This is a genomic window from Pseudomonas sp. Irchel s3b2, assembly GCF_900187445.1.
In the GTDB taxonomy this organism is placed as follows: Bacteria; Pseudomonadota; Gammaproteobacteria; order Pseudomonadales; family Pseudomonadaceae; genus Aquipseudomonas.
The window spans coordinates 1-16,649 of the sequence record NZ_FYEB01000021.1 but is presented as its reverse complement, the minus strand read 5'-3'; the positions used below and the strand labels follow the sequence as shown (position 1 = coordinate 16,649).

Here is a 16,649-nt window from a genome sequence, read left to right as displayed (position 1 = left end):
GTGAAGTGTTGGCGATCAAAACCCAACTGCATTGCGCAAGCTGCTTTAGAGGTCGTGAGATGAGTAAAAACAGGTACCCCAGACTACTAGGCTTATTGCCGCTGCTCGGCACGTTGTTGCTGGGAGGCTGCAACATGACCTTGCTCGATCCCAAGGGCCAGGTCGGCCTGGATGAGCGAAACCTGATCATCACCGCAACGCTGCTGATGCTGTTGGTCGTCGTGCCGGTCATCGTCATGACGTTCCTGTTCGCCTGGAAGTACCGCGCCTCCAACACCGACGCCGTCTACACGCCGAAGTGGTCGCACTCCACCAAGATCGAAATCGCCGTGTGGACGATTCCGGTACTGATCATCATTGCCCTGGGTTACATCACCTACAAGTCGACCCATGCCCTGGACCCGTATAAACCGCTGGAATCCGACGTGAAGCCGGTGACCATCGAAGTGGTCGCGCTGGACTGGAAGTGGCTGTTCATCTACCCGGAACAAGGTATTGCCACGGTCAACAAGATCGTGTTTCCGGCGAACACCCCGATCAACTTCAAGGTCACTTCCGACGCCGTGATGAACTCGTTCTTCATCCCTGCGCTGGGCGGCCAGATCTACGCGATGGCGGGCATGCAGACCAAACTGCACCTGATCGCCAACGAGAACGCTGAAATGGACGGTATCTCCGCCAACTACAGCGGCGCCGGTTTCACCGGTATGAAATTCAAGGCGATCGCCACTTCCCAGGAAGATTTCGACGCTTGGGTAAGTGAAGTCAAAAAGGCACCTAAACAGCTAGAACAAGCTGAATACGCAGCCCTTGCCAAGCAGAGCCAGAACAACCCAGTCGAGCTCTACTCCTCGGTGACGCCGAACCTGTTCCAGATCATCGTCGACAAGTACGAAGGCATGAAACCGGGTCCGAAGGTGAAGCACGAGAAGAAAGAGAAAGAAGTGGCCGCTACGCAAGGAATGGACATGAACTCGCATTCAGCTGCCGGGGCAGAGGAGTAAACGATGTTTGGTAAATTAAGTTGGGAAGCGGTCCCATTCCACGAGCCGATCGTGATGGTGACCATCGCCATGATCGCGCTGGGTGGTCTGGCGCTGTTCGCCGGGATCACTTATTTCAAGAAGTGGACCTACCTGTGGACCGAGTGGCTGACTTCCGTCGACCACAAGAAAATCGGCGTGATGTACATCATCGTCGCCATGGTCATGCTGCTGCGTGGTTTTGCCGACGCCATCATGATGCGTACCCAGTTGGCCATGGCCACCGAGGGTTCGCCTGGCTACCTGCCACCTGAACACTATGACCAGATCTTCACCGCTCACGGTGTGATCATGATCATCTTCATGGCGATGCCATTCTTCACCGGCCTGATGAACCTTGCAGTGCCGCTGCAGATCGGCGCGCGTGACGTTGCCTACCCGTTCCTGAACTCCCTGAGCTTCTGGCTGCTGGTATCCGGCGTGGTGCTGATCAACCTGTCCCTTGGTGTTGGTGAATTCGCCAAGACCGGCTGGGTTGCCTATCCGCCGCTGTCGGGGCTGCAATACAGTCCGGGCGTGGGGATGGATTACTACATCTGGGCGCTACAGCTATCCGGGCTAGGTACGACGCTGACGGGGGTCAACTTCCTGGCCACCGTGCTGAAAATGCGTACCCCGGGCATGAAGCTGATGGACATGCCGATCTTCACCTGGACCTGCACCTGGGCCAACGTCCTGATCGTGGCTTCGTTCCCGATCCTGACCGCTACCCTGGCTTTGCTGACACTTGACCGTTACATGGATTTCCACATTTTCACCAATGAACTTGGTGGCAATCCGATGATGTACGTCAACCTGTTCTGGGCTTGGGGTCACCCTGAGGTTTACATCCTGATTCTGCCGGCATTCGGGATCTTCTCCGAAGTCATCTCCACCTTCTCCGGCAAGAAACTGTTCGGCCATCACTCGATGATCTACGCATCGGGCGCGATCTCGATCCTGGGCTTCATGGTCTGGCTGCACCACTTCTTCACCATGGGTTCGGGTGCCAGCGTCAACGCCTTCTTCGGTCTGGCGACGATGCTGATCTCGATCCCGACGGGGGTGAAGCTGTTCAACTGGCTGTTCACCATCTACCAGGGCCGTCTGCGTTTCACCAGCCAGGTGCTGTGGACCCTGGGCTTCATGGTGACTTTCGCCATCGGCGGCATGACCGGCGTACTGCTGGCCATTCCGGGTGCTGACTTCGTTCTGCACAACAGCCTGTTCGTGATCGCGCACTTCCATAACGTGATCATCGGCGGCGCGGTATTCGGTTACATCGCAGGCTTCGCCTTCTACTTCCCGAAAGCGTTCGGCTTCAAGCTGCACGAAGGTTGGGGCAAGGCAGCATTCTGGTTCTGGATCTCGGGCTTCTTCGTCGCGTTCATGCCGCTCTATGTACTGGGCTTCATGGGCATGACCCGTCGTCTGAACGCCACCACTAACCCTGAGTGGGTGCCGTACCTGTACGTCGCCATGTTCGGTGCGGTGATGATCGCTGTCGGTATCGCTTGCCAGCTGATCCAGCTGTACGTCAGCGTGCGTGATCGCAACAAGCCAGAGAACATGTGTGAACACGGTGACCCGTGGAACGCCCACACGCTGGAATGGTCGACCTCCTCGCCACCACCGTTCTACAACTTTGCCGTGCTGCCGAAAGCAGAAAGCATCGACCCGTTCACCGAAGCCAAGGAAAACGGCACCGCGTACAAGGCCCCGGCCAAGTACGAGCCGATCCACATGCCAAACAACACCGCGACCGGTGTGGTCATGGGTGCTCTGTTGACCGTGTTCGGTTTCGCGATGATCTGGCACATCTGGTGGTTGGCGATCGTCGGTCTGGTCGGCACCGTGGTGTACTTCGTGATCCACGCTGCACGTGATGATCAAGGCTATATGGTGCCGGTCGACGTGATCGAGCGCATCGAAGCCGAGCAGCACAAGCGTCTGGTAGCGGCCGGGAAAGTTCCAGCCACCGCCACCCGTGTTGAAACCTCGTTGGAACAGGCTTAAACCATGTCGAACTTAGTGACCAATGCTGGACACACCCATGTCGATGGACATGGGCATGATGACCATCACCACGACTCGGGCGAGATGACCGTATTCGGTTTCTGGCTCTACCTGATGACCGACTGCATTCTGTTTGCGTCGATCTTCGCGGTGTACGCGGTACTGGTTAACAACGTAGCGGGTGGCCCGTCGGGCCACGACATCTTCGAACTGCCATACGTGCTGGGCGAAACTGCTCTGCTGCTGTTCAGTTCGATCACCTACGGCTTCGCCATGCTGGCGTTGTTCAAGGGTAAGAAGAACCAGGTGCTGGGCTGGCTGGGCATGACCTTCCTGTTCGGTGCCGGCTTCATCGGCATGGAAATCAACGAGTTCCACGTGTTGATCGCCGAAGGCTACGGCCCTAGTCGCAGCGGCTTCCTGTCCGGGTTCTTCACCCTGGTCGGCACCCACGGTCTGCACGTGACCAGCGGTCTGATCTGGATGGCGATCATGATGTATCAGGTCCAGAAAAACGGCCTGACATCGACCAACAAGACCCGTCTGAGCTGCCTGAGCCTGTTCTGGCACTTCCTGGACGTAGTGTGGATCTGCGTATTCACGGTTGTTTATCTGATGGGGACTATGTAAATGGCTAACGCAGCTCATTCCCACGATAGCCACGACGCCGGTCACGGCAGCTACAAGTCGTACGCCATCGGCTTCATCCTGTCGGTGATCCTGACCGTCATTCCATTCGGTCTGGTGATGTACCCGTCGCTGCCGAAATCGATCACCCTGTGGATCGTGCTGGCGTTCGCGGTTATCCAGGTGCTGGTGCACCTGGTGTACTTCCTCCACCTGGACCGTTCCGCCGCCCAGCGTAACAACGTGATCGCGTTTGTCTTCGCTGCACTGGTCATCGTCCTGTTGGTTGGCCTGTCGTTGTGGATCATGTTCAGCATCCACACCAACATGATGGCGAAGTGAGGTAAGTCCGGATGTCCTTGAAGCACTTTATCCAAATCACCAAACCGGGGATCATTTTCGGTAACGTGCTTTCAGTGGCAGGCGGATTTTTCCTGGCCTCGAAAGGGCATGTCGATCTGGCCATTTTCCTGGCCGCCATGATCGGCACGTCCCTGGTGGTGGCTTCCGGTTGCGTGTTCAACAACTGCATCGACCGCGACATCGACCTGAAGATGGAGCGCACCAAAAACCGGGTGCTGGTTCAGGGCTTGATCTCTCTGAAACTGGCCCTGGCTTTTGCGACCATCCTTGGTGTTTTCGGCGTTGCACTGTTGTACAAGGTGGCCAACCCGTTGGCCGCTTTGTTCGCGGTGATTGGTTTCGTCATCTACGTCGGCTTCTACAGCCTGTACCTCAAGCGCAAGTCGGTTCACGGTACGCTGGTGGGCAGTCTGTCGGGTGCGATGCCGCCAGTGATTGGCTACGTCGCTGTGACGAACAGCTTCGACATGGCCGCACTGACGCTGCTGGTGATGTTCAGCCTGTGGCAGATGCCGCATTCCTACGCCATCGCAATCTTCCGCTTCAACGATTACCTGGCCGCATCGATTCCGGTGTTGCCGGTGAAGCGCGGGATCCAGGTGGCCAAGAAGCACATCCTGCTCTACATCCTGGCATTCCTCGTAGCGACCTTGATGCTGACCTTCAGCGGCTACGCCGGCATGAGCTACCTCGCCGTCGCTGCGGCCATGGGCATGTACTGGTTGTACATGGCCTGGACCGGTTACAAAGCAGTGGATGACACGGTCTGGGCACGCAAGCTGTTCGTGTTCTCGATCTTCACCATTACTGCGTTGAGCGTGATGATGTCGCTGGATTTTAAAGTGCCGAGTGAGCTGTTGCTGACTTACGCGCCTTAAGCTTCGGATGCTGTAAAGAAAAGCCCCGCCTTCGAGAGAAGAGCGGGGCTTTTTTGTTTAGCGTTTAGCGTTACTGCGCGGCGATGCTGTAGCCGTCGAACGCGGTTTGTTGCTGAAGCGCGGTGATGATGTTCTTGCGGTTAACCGCTTGTTCGGCCCCGGCATTGTCCAGGAACGTCTCGCTTTCCAGCTCGGCTTCATCGCCTTCGCCGACGAAAGCGAAGCCCAGGAATTCCAGCGCTTCACGGTCAACATTCAGACGCGAACGCGGGGTGCGCAGGGGCAGGGTGACGCTGATGCCGTCCTTGCTGATGGTGAACACTTCGACTTCTTTCTTGGCGCGAGCCGCTTTGCTCTTGCCGCTGCTCGGGTTGCTGATGGCCTGGTGAGTCTGGTTCAGTACCTTCAGTGCCAGGCCATAGACGATTTCCTGAAACGCCGGATCGTCCTTGAAGCTCGACAGAATGCGGCTGATCGGGAACTTGCTGCTCAGGTCTTCCAGGGCAGCAATGTCGGCCGCTTCGGCGTCTTTCAGTTGCTTGAGTTCGCCCATCAATTCGTAGGCTTTATCGTCATCGAAGCTGTCATGAGCCTGGCGAATGGCGGCGCGCAACTCGCGGATCTGGTCGCTTTCCCGGGTGGATTGAAAAGCGTCCAGGACCATCTCGCTGATGGTCTTGGCCTGTGACACATGCTGTGAAAGATTGATGGAGTTTTCGTATTCCGCTTTGGACGACAAGGTGACTACGGATTCAGCGGTATTGGAATCGGACATTGAAATTTCACTACTTCTTTTAACTTGGATTGAGGCGAGAAAGCACGAGGCCTTTTCAGGCCGCCTAATCTATTGGACCGAGGCTGTGTTGTCACGGATGAACAGGCGGCTGGTCAGCATTTTTGCCAGCGCTATCGACTATTGCCCCATCGAATTAATACTCATCGAGCGAACCACACATTGTTCTGCTGTTTGCTCATCCACCGGTAAGGAGAAGCGAAAGGTTGCGCCGCGTCCGGGCATATCGAGCAATTCGATCTCTCGACCGTGCAATTGCAGGATCCGATGCACGATCCGCAGCCCCAGCCCGCCATCACGCCGTGCGCCGCCAATGTTGAACGGGCGCAGGAACAGACCTTCGCGCAATTCGGGGGCGATGCCGGGGCCGGTGTCGCTGACGGTCACTTCGATAAAAGACCCTTGAGGACGAAGACTGAGTTCGATTTCTCCACCCTGAGGGGTATGGCGCAGGGCGTTGTCGACTAGGTTGGTCAGCACCCGTTCGATCAACCCCAGGTCGGCGCAAGCCACGGCGACATTGGGGGCGAAGGTGGCCTTGAGTTCAATCTGGCGTGCTTCGGCGCTGAGTTCGAATTTCTGAAAGATATCCTGCACCAGATCGGTCAGGGAGAAGCGCTCCAGCACCGGTTGCACGAAACCGTGTTCCAGCCGTACCAATTCCAGCAACGATTGCGCCAGGCCGCCGACTTTGCGGCTTTGATCCAGAGCGATCCCTAGATAACGACGGCGGTCGGCGGGGGATAACGTGCTGTCCTTGAGTGACAGGGTTTCCAGGTAACCGTGCAGCGAGGCCAGCGGTGTGCGCAGGTCGTGGGAGATGTTCGCCACCAGTTCACGACGCTCCTGATCCTGACGGGTCAGCGAGCGCCATTGTTCGCCGAGGCGCGCTTGCATCTGCCGGAAGGCGGCGTCGAGTATGGCGATTTCATCATGGCTGGCGGCTTTTTCTACCGATTCTGGCTCGGGCGGGGCGGGCGGAGCAGTCGGCACCCCATTGATATCGAACTGACTGACTTTCTCCGTCAAACGACGCAATGGTCGGGTGATCAGGGCAAATGCTGTGAGGCCGGCAATCAGGCACAGCAACGCCACCAGCCCAATGGACAACAAAGCGGTATTGAGCGCTGCGCTGGTGGCACCGCGTTCGGCGAAGCGGTCATGCTCTTCGCTGAGCAGCACCACATAGAGGTAACCGGCCGGCTGACCATTGACCCGCAACGGCGCAGCGCTGAACACCTTGCTGCCATTGATGCTGCGTGGATCGTCGCCGAGAATCGGCAGGGCCTCGCCTTTGAGCAAACGCTGGATCGGCGCCAGATCAACCTGTTCGCGGCGTATCCGCCCCTCGGGCGCGGCGCTGCCGACAATTCGCCCCCCGGTGTCCAGCAGATAGACCTCCACACTCGGGTTGACCAGCATCAACTGACTGAACAGTTCGCGCACGGCATTGGGCATCGGGCCATTGCGGTCCATCAGCACTGTGTCGTGGGCGATGTGTTGCGCCAGATCCCGCGACAATCCTTGCACCACTTCCAGTTCATGCATGTGGTTGGAGCGCACCTGCATCCATGCCGAGGTGCCGTAGCACACCAGCAACAATACGGCGAACACCAGGGACAGGCGTTGGGTCAGGGTCAACCTCATGGCTGCTCTCCGCTCGTCGCGAATTTGTAACCACGCCCCCACACCGTGAGGATGCGCGCCGGTTGCGCCGGATCAGCTTCGATCTTGGCCCGCAGGCGGTTGATGTGGGTGTTGACCGTGTGCTCGTAACCTTCATGGCTGTAGCCCCACACCGCGTTGAGCAGGTCCATGCGCGAGAAAACCTTGCCGGGCTGGCGAACGAAGAAGTACAGCAGGTCGAACTCCCGCGGCGTGAGGTCAAGACGCCGACCATCGAGAGAGACTTCACGGGTGATCGGGTCGATGGACAGGCCATCGCTGATCAGGCTGCCAGCGTCCATTTTCAGGTTGCGGGCCATGGCGTCGACCCGTCGCAGCAATGCCTTGACCCGTGCCACCAGTTCGAGCATGGAAAAGGGTTTGGCCAGGTAGTCGTCGGCGCCGAGTTCCAGCCCCAGAATCCGATGGACTTCGCTGGAGCGCGCACTGGTGATGATGATCGGTGTGTAGCGTGCCATCGCCCGGGCGCGGCGGCAGATTTCCAGGCCGTCGACGCCGGGCAGCATCAGGTCGAGGATCAGTGCGTCCCAGCTTCCTTGCTGCAGCAGTCGCATGCCCTCATCGCCGTTGGCGCAGTGCACCACCTCGAACTGTTCATCGCGCAGATGCAGGCAGATAAGGTCGGCGATATGCAGGTCGTCCTCGACCACCAGGACGCGTTTGGTCTGTTCCATGGAGCTCAATCCTTTGTGACGCAGTGAACACATTGTGCGGGTTTTCCTGAGGTTGAGTTATCACGAATTATTTAACTCCTCGTGAGGATTTGGCGATCAACTCAAGCCTAGGCTGTGTTCCATGCAAGGCAGCTGGAATTTTGGAGAAGGCCCATGTTTTCACGGCGACAATTTCTTGTAGCGAGCGGCGGGCTGGGGGCTGCAGCCCTGGTGATCGGTGTATTGCCAAAATTTTCCACAAGCACTGCGCTGATCGATGAAGCTCGCGCGGCAGAGGTTTTCGAGGTGACCCACAGCGACAGCGAATGGCGCACCCTGCTCAGCGCCGAGCAGTACGAGATCCTGCGCGAAGAGGGCACCGAACGGGCCTACAGCAGCCCGCTGAACAACGAGCACCGCAAGGGCATTTTTGCCTGCGCCGGTTGTGATCTGCCGTTGTTTTCTTCCGACACCAAGTTCGACAGCCACACTGGATGGCCAAGCTTTTGGGCTCCGCTCGACAACGCTGTGGCCACTCGTCAGGACCGCACCTTCGGCATCCTGCGCGAAGAGGTCCACTGTCGCCGTTGCGGTGGTCATTTGGGTCATGTCTTCGAGGACGGGCCGAAGCCCACCGGTCTGCGTTACTGCATGAACGGTCTGGCGCTGACTTTCAAGCCACAGGCGTGATCCATGGATATTTCCTTTCACTCACTTCATGCAGGTCGACGTTATGTGGCTTCTGGTCCTCGCTTATCTCGGTGGTGTGCTGACGATCGTCAGCCCGTGCATTCTGCCGGTATTGCCCTTTGTCTTCGCTCGCACCGGGCAGCCGTTTATGAAGAGTGGCTTGCCACTGCTGGCGGGGATGGCGCTGACCTTCGCGCTCGTCGCCTCGTTGGCGGCGGTGGGCGGCGGTTGGGTGGTGCAAGTCAATCAGTACGGTCGCTGGCTCGCGTTGCTGTTCGTTGCACTGTTCGGGCTGGCGCTGTTGCTGCCTCGGTTGGCCGAACGCCTGACGCGTCCGCTGGTGGCCGCCGGCGGTCGGCTGTCGGAAGCCGCGGCTGCCGATACCCGGCCGCGTCCCGGCGCTTCGTTGCTGATCGGTGTCGCCACGGGCCTGCTCTGGGCGCCCTGCGCCGGGCCAATTCTGGGCCTGCTATTGACTGGCGCGGCGCTGCAAGGGGCAAACATCACCACGACCCTGTTGCTACTGGCTTACGCGGCCGGTGCCGCCACCTCTCTCGCCGCGGCACTGCTGCTGGGCGGTAAAGTCTTCGCCGCGATGAAGCGCTCGATAGGCGCAGGCGAGTGGCTGCGTCGAGGCTTGGGAGTCGCGATGCTGGCGGGTGTAGTGGCGATCGCCTTGGGGCTGGATACCGGGATTCTGGCGCGGGTCTCGACGGCATCCACCGGCGGTATCGAGCAAGCGCTGGTAAGCCGATTGGCTGGTCAGTTGCCGACCGACAGTGGGGCGATGATGTCGCAGATTCCACGGGAGGGCGATCAACCCGCAGGCAGCATGAAAATGACCGCCAGGATACCGGGCGAACTGCCGATTGAAGGCAACCTTCCATCGCTGGACGGCGCTGTGCAATGGCTCAACTCACCGCCTCTCACCGCCCAGGCCTTGAAGGGTAAGGTTGTACTGGTGGATTTCTGGACGTACTCCTGCATCAACTGCCTGCGCACCCTGCCATATGTGAAGGCCTGGGCCGAGAAGTATCGCGATCAGGGCTTGGTGGTGATCGGCGTCCATACGCCCGAGTTTGCCTTCGAACGGGATGTAGGCAACGTCACCAAAGCCATGAAGGATCTGGGCATCACCTATCCGGTGGCAATCGATAACGACTATAAGGTCTGGCGTGCTTTCAACAACCAATACTGGCCAGCCCACTATTTTGCCGATGCTCAGGGGCGTATTCGTTATCACCACTTTGGTGAAGGTAAGTACGCCGAATCGGAGCGAGTGATTCAGCAACTGCTGCGTGAGGCGGGCGCCGCGAAGGTCGCGGACGGGCTGATCAATGCTCGTGCCGAGGGGGTTCAGCTCGCCCCGGACATGAGTGAAGTGCAATCGCCCGAAACCTATCTCGGTTACGAGCGGGCGGAGCACTTCGTCCCTGAAACCGGTCTGGTGCCGGACAAAATGAAAGCCTATAGCCCACCGTCGCAATTGGCCCTCAATGACTGGAGTCTGGGGGGGCAATGGACTGTCGGTCCGGAGCGTGCTGTCTCAAGCGCATCGGCCAGTCGTATCGTCTACCGCTTCCACGCTCGCGATCTGCACTTGGTATTGGGCCCCGGTGCCGACGGTAAACCAGTGCGTTTCAAAGTGTTGATTGACGGCAAGCCCCCAGTTGATGCCCACGGTGTCGATGTGGCGCCCGATGGCAGCGGCAGCGTCACCGAGCAGCGGTTGTATCAACTGGTACGCCAGAGCGGGGGCGTAAAGGACCGGACATTCAGCATTGAATTTCTCGATCCCGGTGTGTCGGCGTATGCATTTACGTTTGGTTGATAACCCCATTCATTCAGGAGACAGCCCATGAAAACCTCATTCAACTGGCGTTGCACCCTGCTGGGACTGGCCGCTGCCAGCATTATCGGTCAATGCGCAGCGTTCTCCTTCGGAGGCGCCGAAGAGGCGGTCATCATTCCGCCACCAACGCTCGACGAAAACACTCAAGCGCACAGTGAAACGGCGGTTTTTGCCGGCGGTTGCTTCTGGGGCGTCCAAGGGGTATTTCAACACGTCAAAGGGGTGAAGAACGCCGTCTCCGGTTACGCTGGCGGCGCCGCTGACACCGCTCGATATGAGCGGGTCAGCAATGGCGATACCGGTCATGCAGAGGCCGTCGAAGTCACCTTCGATCCCGCTCAGGTCAGTTACGGCACTCTGTTGCAGATCTATTTCTCAGTGGCCCACAACCCCACCGAACTCAATCGCCAAGGGCCAGACAGGGGAACCCAGTATCGGTCGGCGCTTTTCCTGAAAAACGCTGAACAGCAACGCGTCGCCCAGGCCTATATCACCCAACTCGACGCCGCCCATTCGTTCAACAAACCCATCGTCACCAAACTGGAAACCTACAACGGTTTCTACCCGGCAGAGGAGGAGCATCAGGACTTCCTGACCGAGCACCCGACCTACCCGTACATTGTGATCAATGACCTGCCGAAAGTGGCACAGTTGAAGCAGCTATATCCGGATCGGTATCAGGAGAAGCCGGTGTTGGTGAAAACGGGCTTCTAAGCAAACAGCTCGGACGAAGGCCTCGGACATGATCATGATGAACTTGTCATCGCCCTGGCTATGGCTTGCCCCACCTTTGCAGTGCAAAGTCGACGAAGCTGCGCAATTTCGGCAAACGGTAGCGGTCCTGGGCGTACACAAGGTTCATCGGCCGACTTGGCAGTTGGTAGTCCTGCATCAAGGCCACCAGTTTTCCGTCCTGCAGGTCCTGCTCCACCAACGCATCTGGCACCATTACGATGCCCATACCGGTTCGCGCCGCTTGATGCAGTCCCGCCGAGCTGTTGATCAGCATCGGTCCGCTGACCGCCACCATGACTTCGCCTTCGGGTCCCCTCAGGCGCCATTGTTTGGCTACCGAGTGCCAGTCATCTCCTGCCGGGTAGGCGAAGGCCAGACAGTCATGGTGTTGCAGGTCGGTGGGTTTTTCTGGTGTGCCTCGACGCTCCAGATAGTCCTTCGAAGCGCACAGGGTCATTGTGTAGTCCATGAGCGGGCGGGCGATCATGTTGGACATCTCGGTAGTACCCAAGCGAATCGCTACATCGAAACCGTTGTCGAGCAGATCCAGGCGCTGGTTGGTCAAAACGACGTCGAGTTTGACCTGCGGACAACACAGGGCGAATTCGCTCAAGGCCGGCGCCAGTCGTTCGGTGCCAAAGGTCAGTGGTGCGGTGATGCGCAGGGTGCCGCTCGGCTCGTCGAGGGTCTGTTCGGCCAGGCGTTCGGAATCGGCCACCAGCCCCAATACCTCGAGACAACGTTGATAGTACGCCGTGCCGAATTCCGTCAGCCGCTGGCGTCGTGTCGTACGGTTGAGCAGGCGCACACCCAGACGTTGCTCCAAGGCTCGAAGATGATTACCGACCATGGTCGTGGACATTTCGCACTGCAAAGCGGCGGCAGTCATGCTCCCGGCTTCCACCACTCTTACGTAAACGGTCATTGCCTGAAACAAGTCCATTATCAAGCTCGGCTTTAAAATGATTGAAGTGTTGCAGTATTTATCCAGTTCAGGTGGCTAACCATACTGTAAAAACACCGACTATTAATGGAGTTTGATGTCATGACTGCTGCCTGCCTGATGAGCACCTACCAACCCTTGGCCTTGAGTTTCAGCAAAGGTCTGGGCACGCGCCTGTGGGATCAGGCCGGTCGTGAATACCTGGACGCGGTGGCAGGTGTAGCGGTGACCAACGTCGGCCACTCACATCCGCGAATTGTGTCGGCCATTAGCGAACAAGCCGGGCTACTGTTGCACACCTCGAATCTGTACAGCATCGACTGGCAACAGCGGCTAGCTCAGAAATTGGTTCGGCTCTCGGGCATGGAGCGGGCGTTCTTCAACAACTCTGGTGCCGAAGCCAACGAAACTGCGTTGAAGCTCGCGCGGCTTTACGGCTGGCATAAAGGCATCGAGCGGCCGCTGGTAGTGGTCATGGAAAACGCCTTTCATGGTCGTACTCTTGGCACCTTGTCTGCCAGCGACGGCCCGGCAGTGCGCCTGGGGTTTAACGAATTGCCGGGGGATTTCGTTAAAGTGCCGTTTGGCGACCTCGCGGCGCTGGAGGCGGCGCAACACGCCCACGGCCAGCGCATCGTGGCGATTCTGATGGAGCCGATTCAGGGTGAAAGCGGTGTGCAAGTGGCGCCGTCCGGTTATCTCAAAGCGGTTCGTGAACTATGCAACCGCCGCGCCTGGCTGCTGATGCTCGACGAGATCCAGACCGGCATCGGCCGCACCGGTCAGTGGTTTGCTTTCCAGCATGAAGGCATCATCCCGGACGTCATGACCCTGGCCAAAGGCCTGGGCAACGGAATTCCAATTGGTGCCTGCCTGGCCCGGGGCAAAGCTGCCGACCTGTTCACCCCTGGCAGCCATGGCAGCACGTTCGGTGGCAATCCGCTGGCGTGCCGGGTGGGTTACACCGTACTGGAGATCATCGAGGAACAAGGCCTGCTGGAAAACGCCAAACTTCAGGGGGAGCGTCTGCTCGCCAGATTACGCATCGAACTGGCTGACAATCCGAACGTCCTGGCGATCCGTGGCCAGGGCTTGATGATCGGCATCGAGCTCGCCCAACCGATCCGTGACCTGACCCTGATTGCCGCACGCGATCACGGCTTGCTGATCAACGTGACACGGAGCAAGACCATTCGCCTGTTGCCGCCGCTAACGATCGATGAGCGGGAAGTGGAGATGATTGTCAGAGGGGTGGTGCGGGCGGTGAGCGCGGCCTGACTTCTATTGGATGTACGCCTCTGTAGGAGCAGCTTTCGGCAGCTCCTGCAGAAACGGTGTATCCGTCTAGAACGCATCTCCCCAAAAAACCGAAAGCGATCAGTCGTTTTTTTGCATGCTGCAGACAAAAGCCGTGACTTCAGCCTGGTTCATCAGTTGAAGTTTCGAGTTGCTGAACCCTTCATATAAACGCTGATGCGCGGCAAATCCACTGGACCCTTCGCGATTTCGGTAGCTGCCCGCCCAGTCCTGCAACGCTATCAGCAACTCGTCACTATCGTCCCGCTTCGCTTCTCGCTCCCGAATATGACTGACGCAGTCTTCGTCCTCCAGACGCAGCCAGATGAGCGTCGTCGCCTGTCCCACAAGTTCACTGACCATCCACCCATACACACCCTCAATAACCCAACGGTCTTTACTCGCTGCCACTCGCGCCATTCCCAATGCTTCGGCGCGGGGACGAGCGATGCTGTGTTCATCGGATATCCAGTGAATCAGGTCGAGATCGATCCAGGGCACTTGCAGGTGTTCGGCCAATCGTTTGGCCAGCCAACTCTTGCCCGAGCCGGAGTTGCCGATGATCAGGGTTCGGGTGAGGTTCATGCTGTGCAGGTAATCATTGCTCATGGCAACTCGGGCAAAGTCATTCAGCCGCTTCGGAAATTTCAGGCGCAATCATCCGCGTCTTCGGCGATCCATCCGCGTTGAATTGATAAATATCCTGCGGCTGACCCTTTTCATTGAAGAACACTTGGCCGATCCCTGCCGAGTTCCACAGCCGTTCCCCGGCTTCGGCGTGTTCGGGAATGTGCGGAACAATGCGCATGCGTCGGCGCTTGGTCAGCCAGTTGAGGGGGGAACGGGGCGAGTAGAGCCAGCGGTTGAGGCGGTCGAACCATTCGAGCAAGGCAGGCGGGAATTCGTTTTTGATCCCGCTGCTGGTGATCTGCCAGATTCTTGGGCCGGCCTTGCGATGTCGGATCAGTACTTCGTAGACGAAGGAGTAATGCACATCACCGGACAGCACCACGTAGTTACCGGGTGTGCGGGAGTGTCGGAAAATGTTCAGGATCACCTGGGCCGCGCCGCGATGGGCCATCCAGTTTTCGGCGTCCACCAGCAGCGGATAGCCGCACCAGCTAAACACTCGTTGCACGGTTTCGATCAGTTTTACGCCGAAAATCGGTGCCGGCGAAACGATGATCGCCGAGGGATGATCGAGCAATTCCTGTTGCAACTCGCTGAGCGCTTCCCAGTCCAGCAGACCCGACGGTTGCTTGAGGTTCATCTCGCTGCGCCAGCGCCGGGTGCGGGTGTCGAGCACCACCAGCGCCGGGCGGGTGGGCAGCACGTAATGCCACTTCTGAAAACTCAGCAGCTCATCGATCAAGCTATCCTGGACCTCGCTGTCGAGGTAATGGTCTTGCCCGGTAGCACTCAATAGACGGGTTTTTTCCATCATGCTGCCAAACGCGTCCGGGTTGTTGCCCCAACCCTGACACAACATATAAGCGAGCAGCGCGTTGCCGATGATGCGCTTGGAGAACGGATGGCCGTAGGCCGTTTCCTCCCATTGCGCGGAAAGATTCCAGTCATCGGTAATATCGTGGTCGTCGAAAATCATCAGGCATGGCAGATGTGCCATCGCTCGCCCCACACCACCCAGTTCGGTCTTGAACGCATCAATGCGCATCTGTTCCAGGGCATAGCGCTTGCGTCGTTCGGGCGTCAGTGCCGGTGGTTGCGGCGCGATCAGTGTCCAGGGCGTTGGCGACCATACTAATAGGTACATGGCCATGACCTCGGCGAATGTCACCAGATGGTTGTCGGCGCTGCTACTGGTAAAAATCGGCTTACGCGCTCCACCGAAAAATCGTTCGCGCAGGGTTTCGTTGCTCTCAAGCGCCGGTAACAAATCCGCACGATGGTAGTAACTGGCCGGGTGTTCATAGAGCCTGGCACTGTCGCTGACCACCGCACCGTCGAGGTGTTCGTCGAACAGCCCCAGACGCTCGATCAAGGCATGAATTGCCCGCAACATCGGCCCCGCGACATCATCCGCATACACCTGATCGCCGCTCATCATCAATAGCGCGGGGCGCTTGCAAGCGTCAGGCTCGGATTCCAGCAACCGATCGACGCACAGCAAACCATCGGCAGCCGGATGGTGAGGCTTACGGCAGGAGCCATGCAGCAATTGATCGATCTGCGAGCGCAACACGAAATTCGGGCAATGCGCTTCGCCGTACAGCAGATGCGGCGCCCACTCGGCGATGCCCGACGGCGTGCCATCCGCTTCGGTGATCAGCAGGTCGTACTCGATCAGTGTGTCGCAGGGCAGGGCGGCATCCAGTGGCACATCTATCAAATGAATGAAGGCATGAGTGCCGACCGGGATGACCGTGCATTGATCCGCATCGAGACGGATGTCTACTCCTTGCAGGCGTAGCGTCAGCGTCAACGCACGTGACCCCACCAACCACAGCACCAGTCGTTTGGGTTCCAGTCGCCGTAATAGCGGGCCGACGAGGACCGGTGGCAATGGGGAGTGATCGGCGGGCAACGGCAAAGATACGGACATCCGGGTTCAAGACTCTTGGTGCAGAGAGGCGGGCGATGATAGCGCAGCTAGTGGCGAGGATTGTCTGATGGCCAATGGCTTATGCCTGAATCTGTAACAAGCGATGATCGCTCGCACAATACATCTGTCAGGGGAATGGTGAGGCATGCTGGCTTCACCCTGTCCAGATCTGGGTGTGTCGATGAGTAAAGCAAGGACTGCTTATAGAAGCAGAAATCAGTACCCGTCTTGAGGCGCATTGCTAAGGGAAAAATTAATCGCAACAGGTGGTTGACCACGAAATAAAATGCTGTACTATTCGCCTCCCGCTAACGAGAGATCGGAAGCGCAAGTGGTTGAAGTTGTTAAGGAAAACCTTGAAAACTTCTGAAAATAACCGCTTGACAGCAACAGAGGCTGCTGTACAATGCGCGCCTCGGTTGAGACGAAAGATCTTAACCAACCGCTCTTTAACAACTGAATCAAGCAATTCGTGTGGGTGCTTGTGGAGTCAGACTGATAGTCAACAAGATTATCAGCATCACAAGTTACT

General features: G+C 58.1%; 15 protein-coding genes. 9 read left to right on the top strand and 6 right to left on the bottom strand.

Annotation, left to right across the window (positions count from 1 at the left end):
• The first annotated feature begins 59 nt into the window (after window positions 1–59).
• Genes cyoA through cyoE form a run of 5 tightly spaced genes read left to right on the top strand, consistent with a single transcriptional unit; the run spans window position 60 to window position 4,906 of the window.
• On the top strand, window positions 60–1,004 hold the full coding sequence (gene cyoA, locus CKW20_RS27025; protein WP_095055616.1) for a ubiquinol oxidase subunit II: 945 nt from the start codon (window positions 60–62) through the stop codon (window positions 1,002–1,004).
• A gap of 3 nt (window positions 1,005–1,007) precedes the next feature.
• Complete coding sequence (gene cyoB / locus CKW20_RS27020) at window positions 1,008–3,038, top strand: cytochrome o ubiquinol oxidase subunit I (RefSeq protein WP_095055615.1); 2,031 nt, start codon at window positions 1,008–1,010, stop codon at window positions 3,036–3,038.
• A gap of 3 nt (window positions 3,039–3,041) precedes the next feature.
• On the top strand, window positions 3,042–3,668 hold the full coding sequence (locus CKW20_RS27015; RefSeq protein WP_095055614.1) for a cytochrome o ubiquinol oxidase subunit III: 627 nt from the start codon (window positions 3,042–3,044) through the stop codon (window positions 3,666–3,668).
• Entirely contained in the window at window positions 3,669–4,007 is a 339-nt protein-coding gene (gene cyoD / locus CKW20_RS27010) for a cytochrome o ubiquinol oxidase subunit IV (RefSeq protein WP_095055613.1), read from the top strand. It abuts the gene before it with no gap.
• A gap of 11 nt (window positions 4,008–4,018) precedes the next feature.
• Entirely contained in the window at window positions 4,019–4,906 is an 888-nt protein-coding gene (gene cyoE, locus CKW20_RS27005) for a heme o synthase (protein ID WP_095055612.1), read from the top strand.
• Between the two features lie 70 nt (window positions 4,907–4,976).
• Here the strand turns inward: cyoE and CKW20_RS27000 are convergent, their stop codons facing one another.
• The 3 genes from CKW20_RS27000 to CKW20_RS26990 all read right to left on the bottom strand — a co-directional run bounded on the left by CKW20_RS27000 (window position 4,977) and on the right by CKW20_RS26990 (window position 8,059).
• The gene (locus CKW20_RS27000) at window positions 4,977–5,681 is read right to left on the bottom strand and encodes a hypothetical protein (RefSeq protein ID WP_095055611.1); all 705 of its coding nucleotides are present in this window, start codon (window positions 5,679–5,681) and stop codon (window positions 4,977–4,979) included.
• 138 nt (window positions 5,682–5,819) lie between these two features.
• Complete coding sequence (locus CKW20_RS26995) at window positions 5,820–7,346, bottom strand: HAMP domain-containing sensor histidine kinase (protein WP_095055610.1); 1,527 nt, start codon at window positions 7,344–7,346, stop codon at window positions 5,820–5,822.
• Window positions 7,343–8,059, bottom strand: coding sequence for a response regulator transcription factor (locus CKW20_RS26990; protein WP_095055609.1), 717 nt, complete (start codon window positions 8,057–8,059; stop codon window positions 7,343–7,345). The genes CKW20_RS26995 and CKW20_RS26990 overlap by 4 nt, the downstream gene beginning before the upstream one ends.
• A 153-nt stretch (window positions 8,060–8,212) precedes the next feature.
• On the opposite strand from CKW20_RS26990, the gene msrB reads away from it, so the two are divergent.
• Genes msrB through msrA form a run of 3 tightly spaced genes read left to right on the top strand, consistent with a single transcriptional unit; the run spans window position 8,213 to window position 11,294 of the window.
• On the top strand, window positions 8,213–8,728 hold the full coding sequence (msrB, locus tag CKW20_RS26985) for a peptide-methionine (R)-S-oxide reductase MsrB (RefSeq protein ID WP_095055608.1): 516 nt from the start codon (window positions 8,213–8,215) through the stop codon (window positions 8,726–8,728).
• Between the two features lie 43 nt (window positions 8,729–8,771).
• Complete coding sequence (locus tag CKW20_RS26980) at window positions 8,772–10,559, top strand: cytochrome c biogenesis protein DipZ (RefSeq protein ID WP_095055676.1); 1,788 nt, start codon at window positions 8,772–8,774, stop codon at window positions 10,557–10,559.
• Window positions 10,560–10,586: 27 nt separating this feature from the next.
• Entirely contained in the window at window positions 10,587–11,294 is a 708-nt protein-coding gene (gene msrA, locus CKW20_RS26975) for a peptide-methionine (S)-S-oxide reductase MsrA (RefSeq protein WP_095055607.1), read from the top strand.
• A 58-nt stretch (window positions 11,295–11,352) separates the two neighbouring features.
• On the opposite strand, the gene CKW20_RS26970 is transcribed toward msrA, so the two are convergent.
• A complete protein-coding gene (locus tag CKW20_RS26970) occupies window positions 11,353–12,258 on the bottom strand; it encodes a LysR family transcriptional regulator (RefSeq protein WP_095055606.1) in 906 nt (301 codons plus the stop codon).
• A gap of 102 nt (window positions 12,259–12,360) precedes the next feature.
• Between CKW20_RS26970 and CKW20_RS26965 the strand changes: the two genes are divergently transcribed.
• Window positions 12,361–13,536: an acetylornithine transaminase gene (locus CKW20_RS26965; RefSeq protein WP_095055605.1), complete on the top strand. Its 1,176-nt coding sequence runs from the start codon at window positions 12,361–12,363 to the stop codon at window positions 13,534–13,536.
• A gap of 99 nt (window positions 13,537–13,635) precedes the next feature.
• Here CKW20_RS26965 and CKW20_RS26960 read toward each other — a convergent pair whose 3' ends face one another.
• Both CKW20_RS26960 and CKW20_RS26955 read right to left on the bottom strand, forming a co-directional pair.
• Window positions 13,636–14,163: an adenylate kinase gene (locus CKW20_RS26960; RefSeq protein WP_095055604.1), complete on the bottom strand. Its 528-nt coding sequence runs from the start codon at window positions 14,161–14,163 to the stop codon at window positions 13,636–13,638.
• Window positions 14,164–14,179: 16 nt separating this feature from the next.
• Window positions 14,180–16,117 carry an alkaline phosphatase D family protein gene (locus tag CKW20_RS26955; RefSeq protein WP_095055603.1) on the bottom strand — a complete coding sequence of 646 codons (1,938 nt, stop codon included), beginning with the start codon at window positions 16,115–16,117 and terminating at the stop codon, window positions 14,180–14,182.
• Between the last annotated feature and the right edge of the window lie 532 nt (window positions 16,118–16,649).

Bases quoted from the DNA above. Each gene is read 5' to 3' on its own strand.
- cyoA (WP_095055616.1), top strand. From the start codon at position 60: ATGAGTAAAAACAGGTACCCCAGACTACTAGGCTTATTGCCGCTGCTC.
- cyoB (WP_095055615.1), top strand. From the start codon at position 1,008: ATGTTTGGTAAATTAAGTTGGGAAGCGGTCCCATTCCACGAGCCGATC.
- CKW20_RS27015 (WP_095055614.1), top strand. From the start codon at position 3,042: ATGTCGAACTTAGTGACCAATGCTGGACACACCCATGTCGATGGACAT.
- cyoD (WP_095055613.1), top strand. From the start codon at position 3,669: ATGGCTAACGCAGCTCATTCCCACGATAGCCACGACGCCGGTCACGGC.
- cyoE (WP_095055612.1), top strand. From the start codon at position 4,019: ATGTCCTTGAAGCACTTTATCCAAATCACCAAACCGGGGATCATTTTC.
- CKW20_RS27000 (WP_095055611.1), bottom strand. From the start codon at position 5,681: ATGTCCGATTCCAATACCGCTGAATCCGTAGTCACCTTGTCGTCCAAA.
- CKW20_RS26995 (WP_095055610.1), bottom strand. From the start codon at position 7,346: ATGAGGTTGACCCTGACCCAACGCCTGTCCCTGGTGTTCGCCGTATTG.
- CKW20_RS26990 (WP_095055609.1), bottom strand. From the start codon at position 8,059: ATGGAACAGACCAAACGCGTCCTGGTGGTCGAGGACGACCTGCATATC.
- msrB (WP_095055608.1), top strand. From the start codon at position 8,213: ATGTTTTCACGGCGACAATTTCTTGTAGCGAGCGGCGGGCTGGGGGCT.
- CKW20_RS26980 (WP_095055676.1), top strand. From the start codon at position 8,772: ATGTGGCTTCTGGTCCTCGCTTATCTCGGTGGTGTGCTGACGATCGTC.
- msrA (WP_095055607.1), top strand. From the start codon at position 10,587: ATGAAAACCTCATTCAACTGGCGTTGCACCCTGCTGGGACTGGCCGCT.
- CKW20_RS26970 (WP_095055606.1), bottom strand. From the start codon at position 12,258: ATGGACTTGTTTCAGGCAATGACCGTTTACGTAAGAGTGGTGGAAGCC.
- CKW20_RS26965 (WP_095055605.1), top strand. From the start codon at position 12,361: ATGACTGCTGCCTGCCTGATGAGCACCTACCAACCCTTGGCCTTGAGT.
- CKW20_RS26960 (WP_095055604.1), bottom strand. From the start codon at position 14,163: ATGAGCAATGATTACCTGCACAGCATGAACCTCACCCGAACCCTGATC.
- CKW20_RS26955 (WP_095055603.1), bottom strand. From the start codon at position 16,117: ATGTCCGTATCTTTGCCGTTGCCCGCCGATCACTCCCCATTGCCACCG.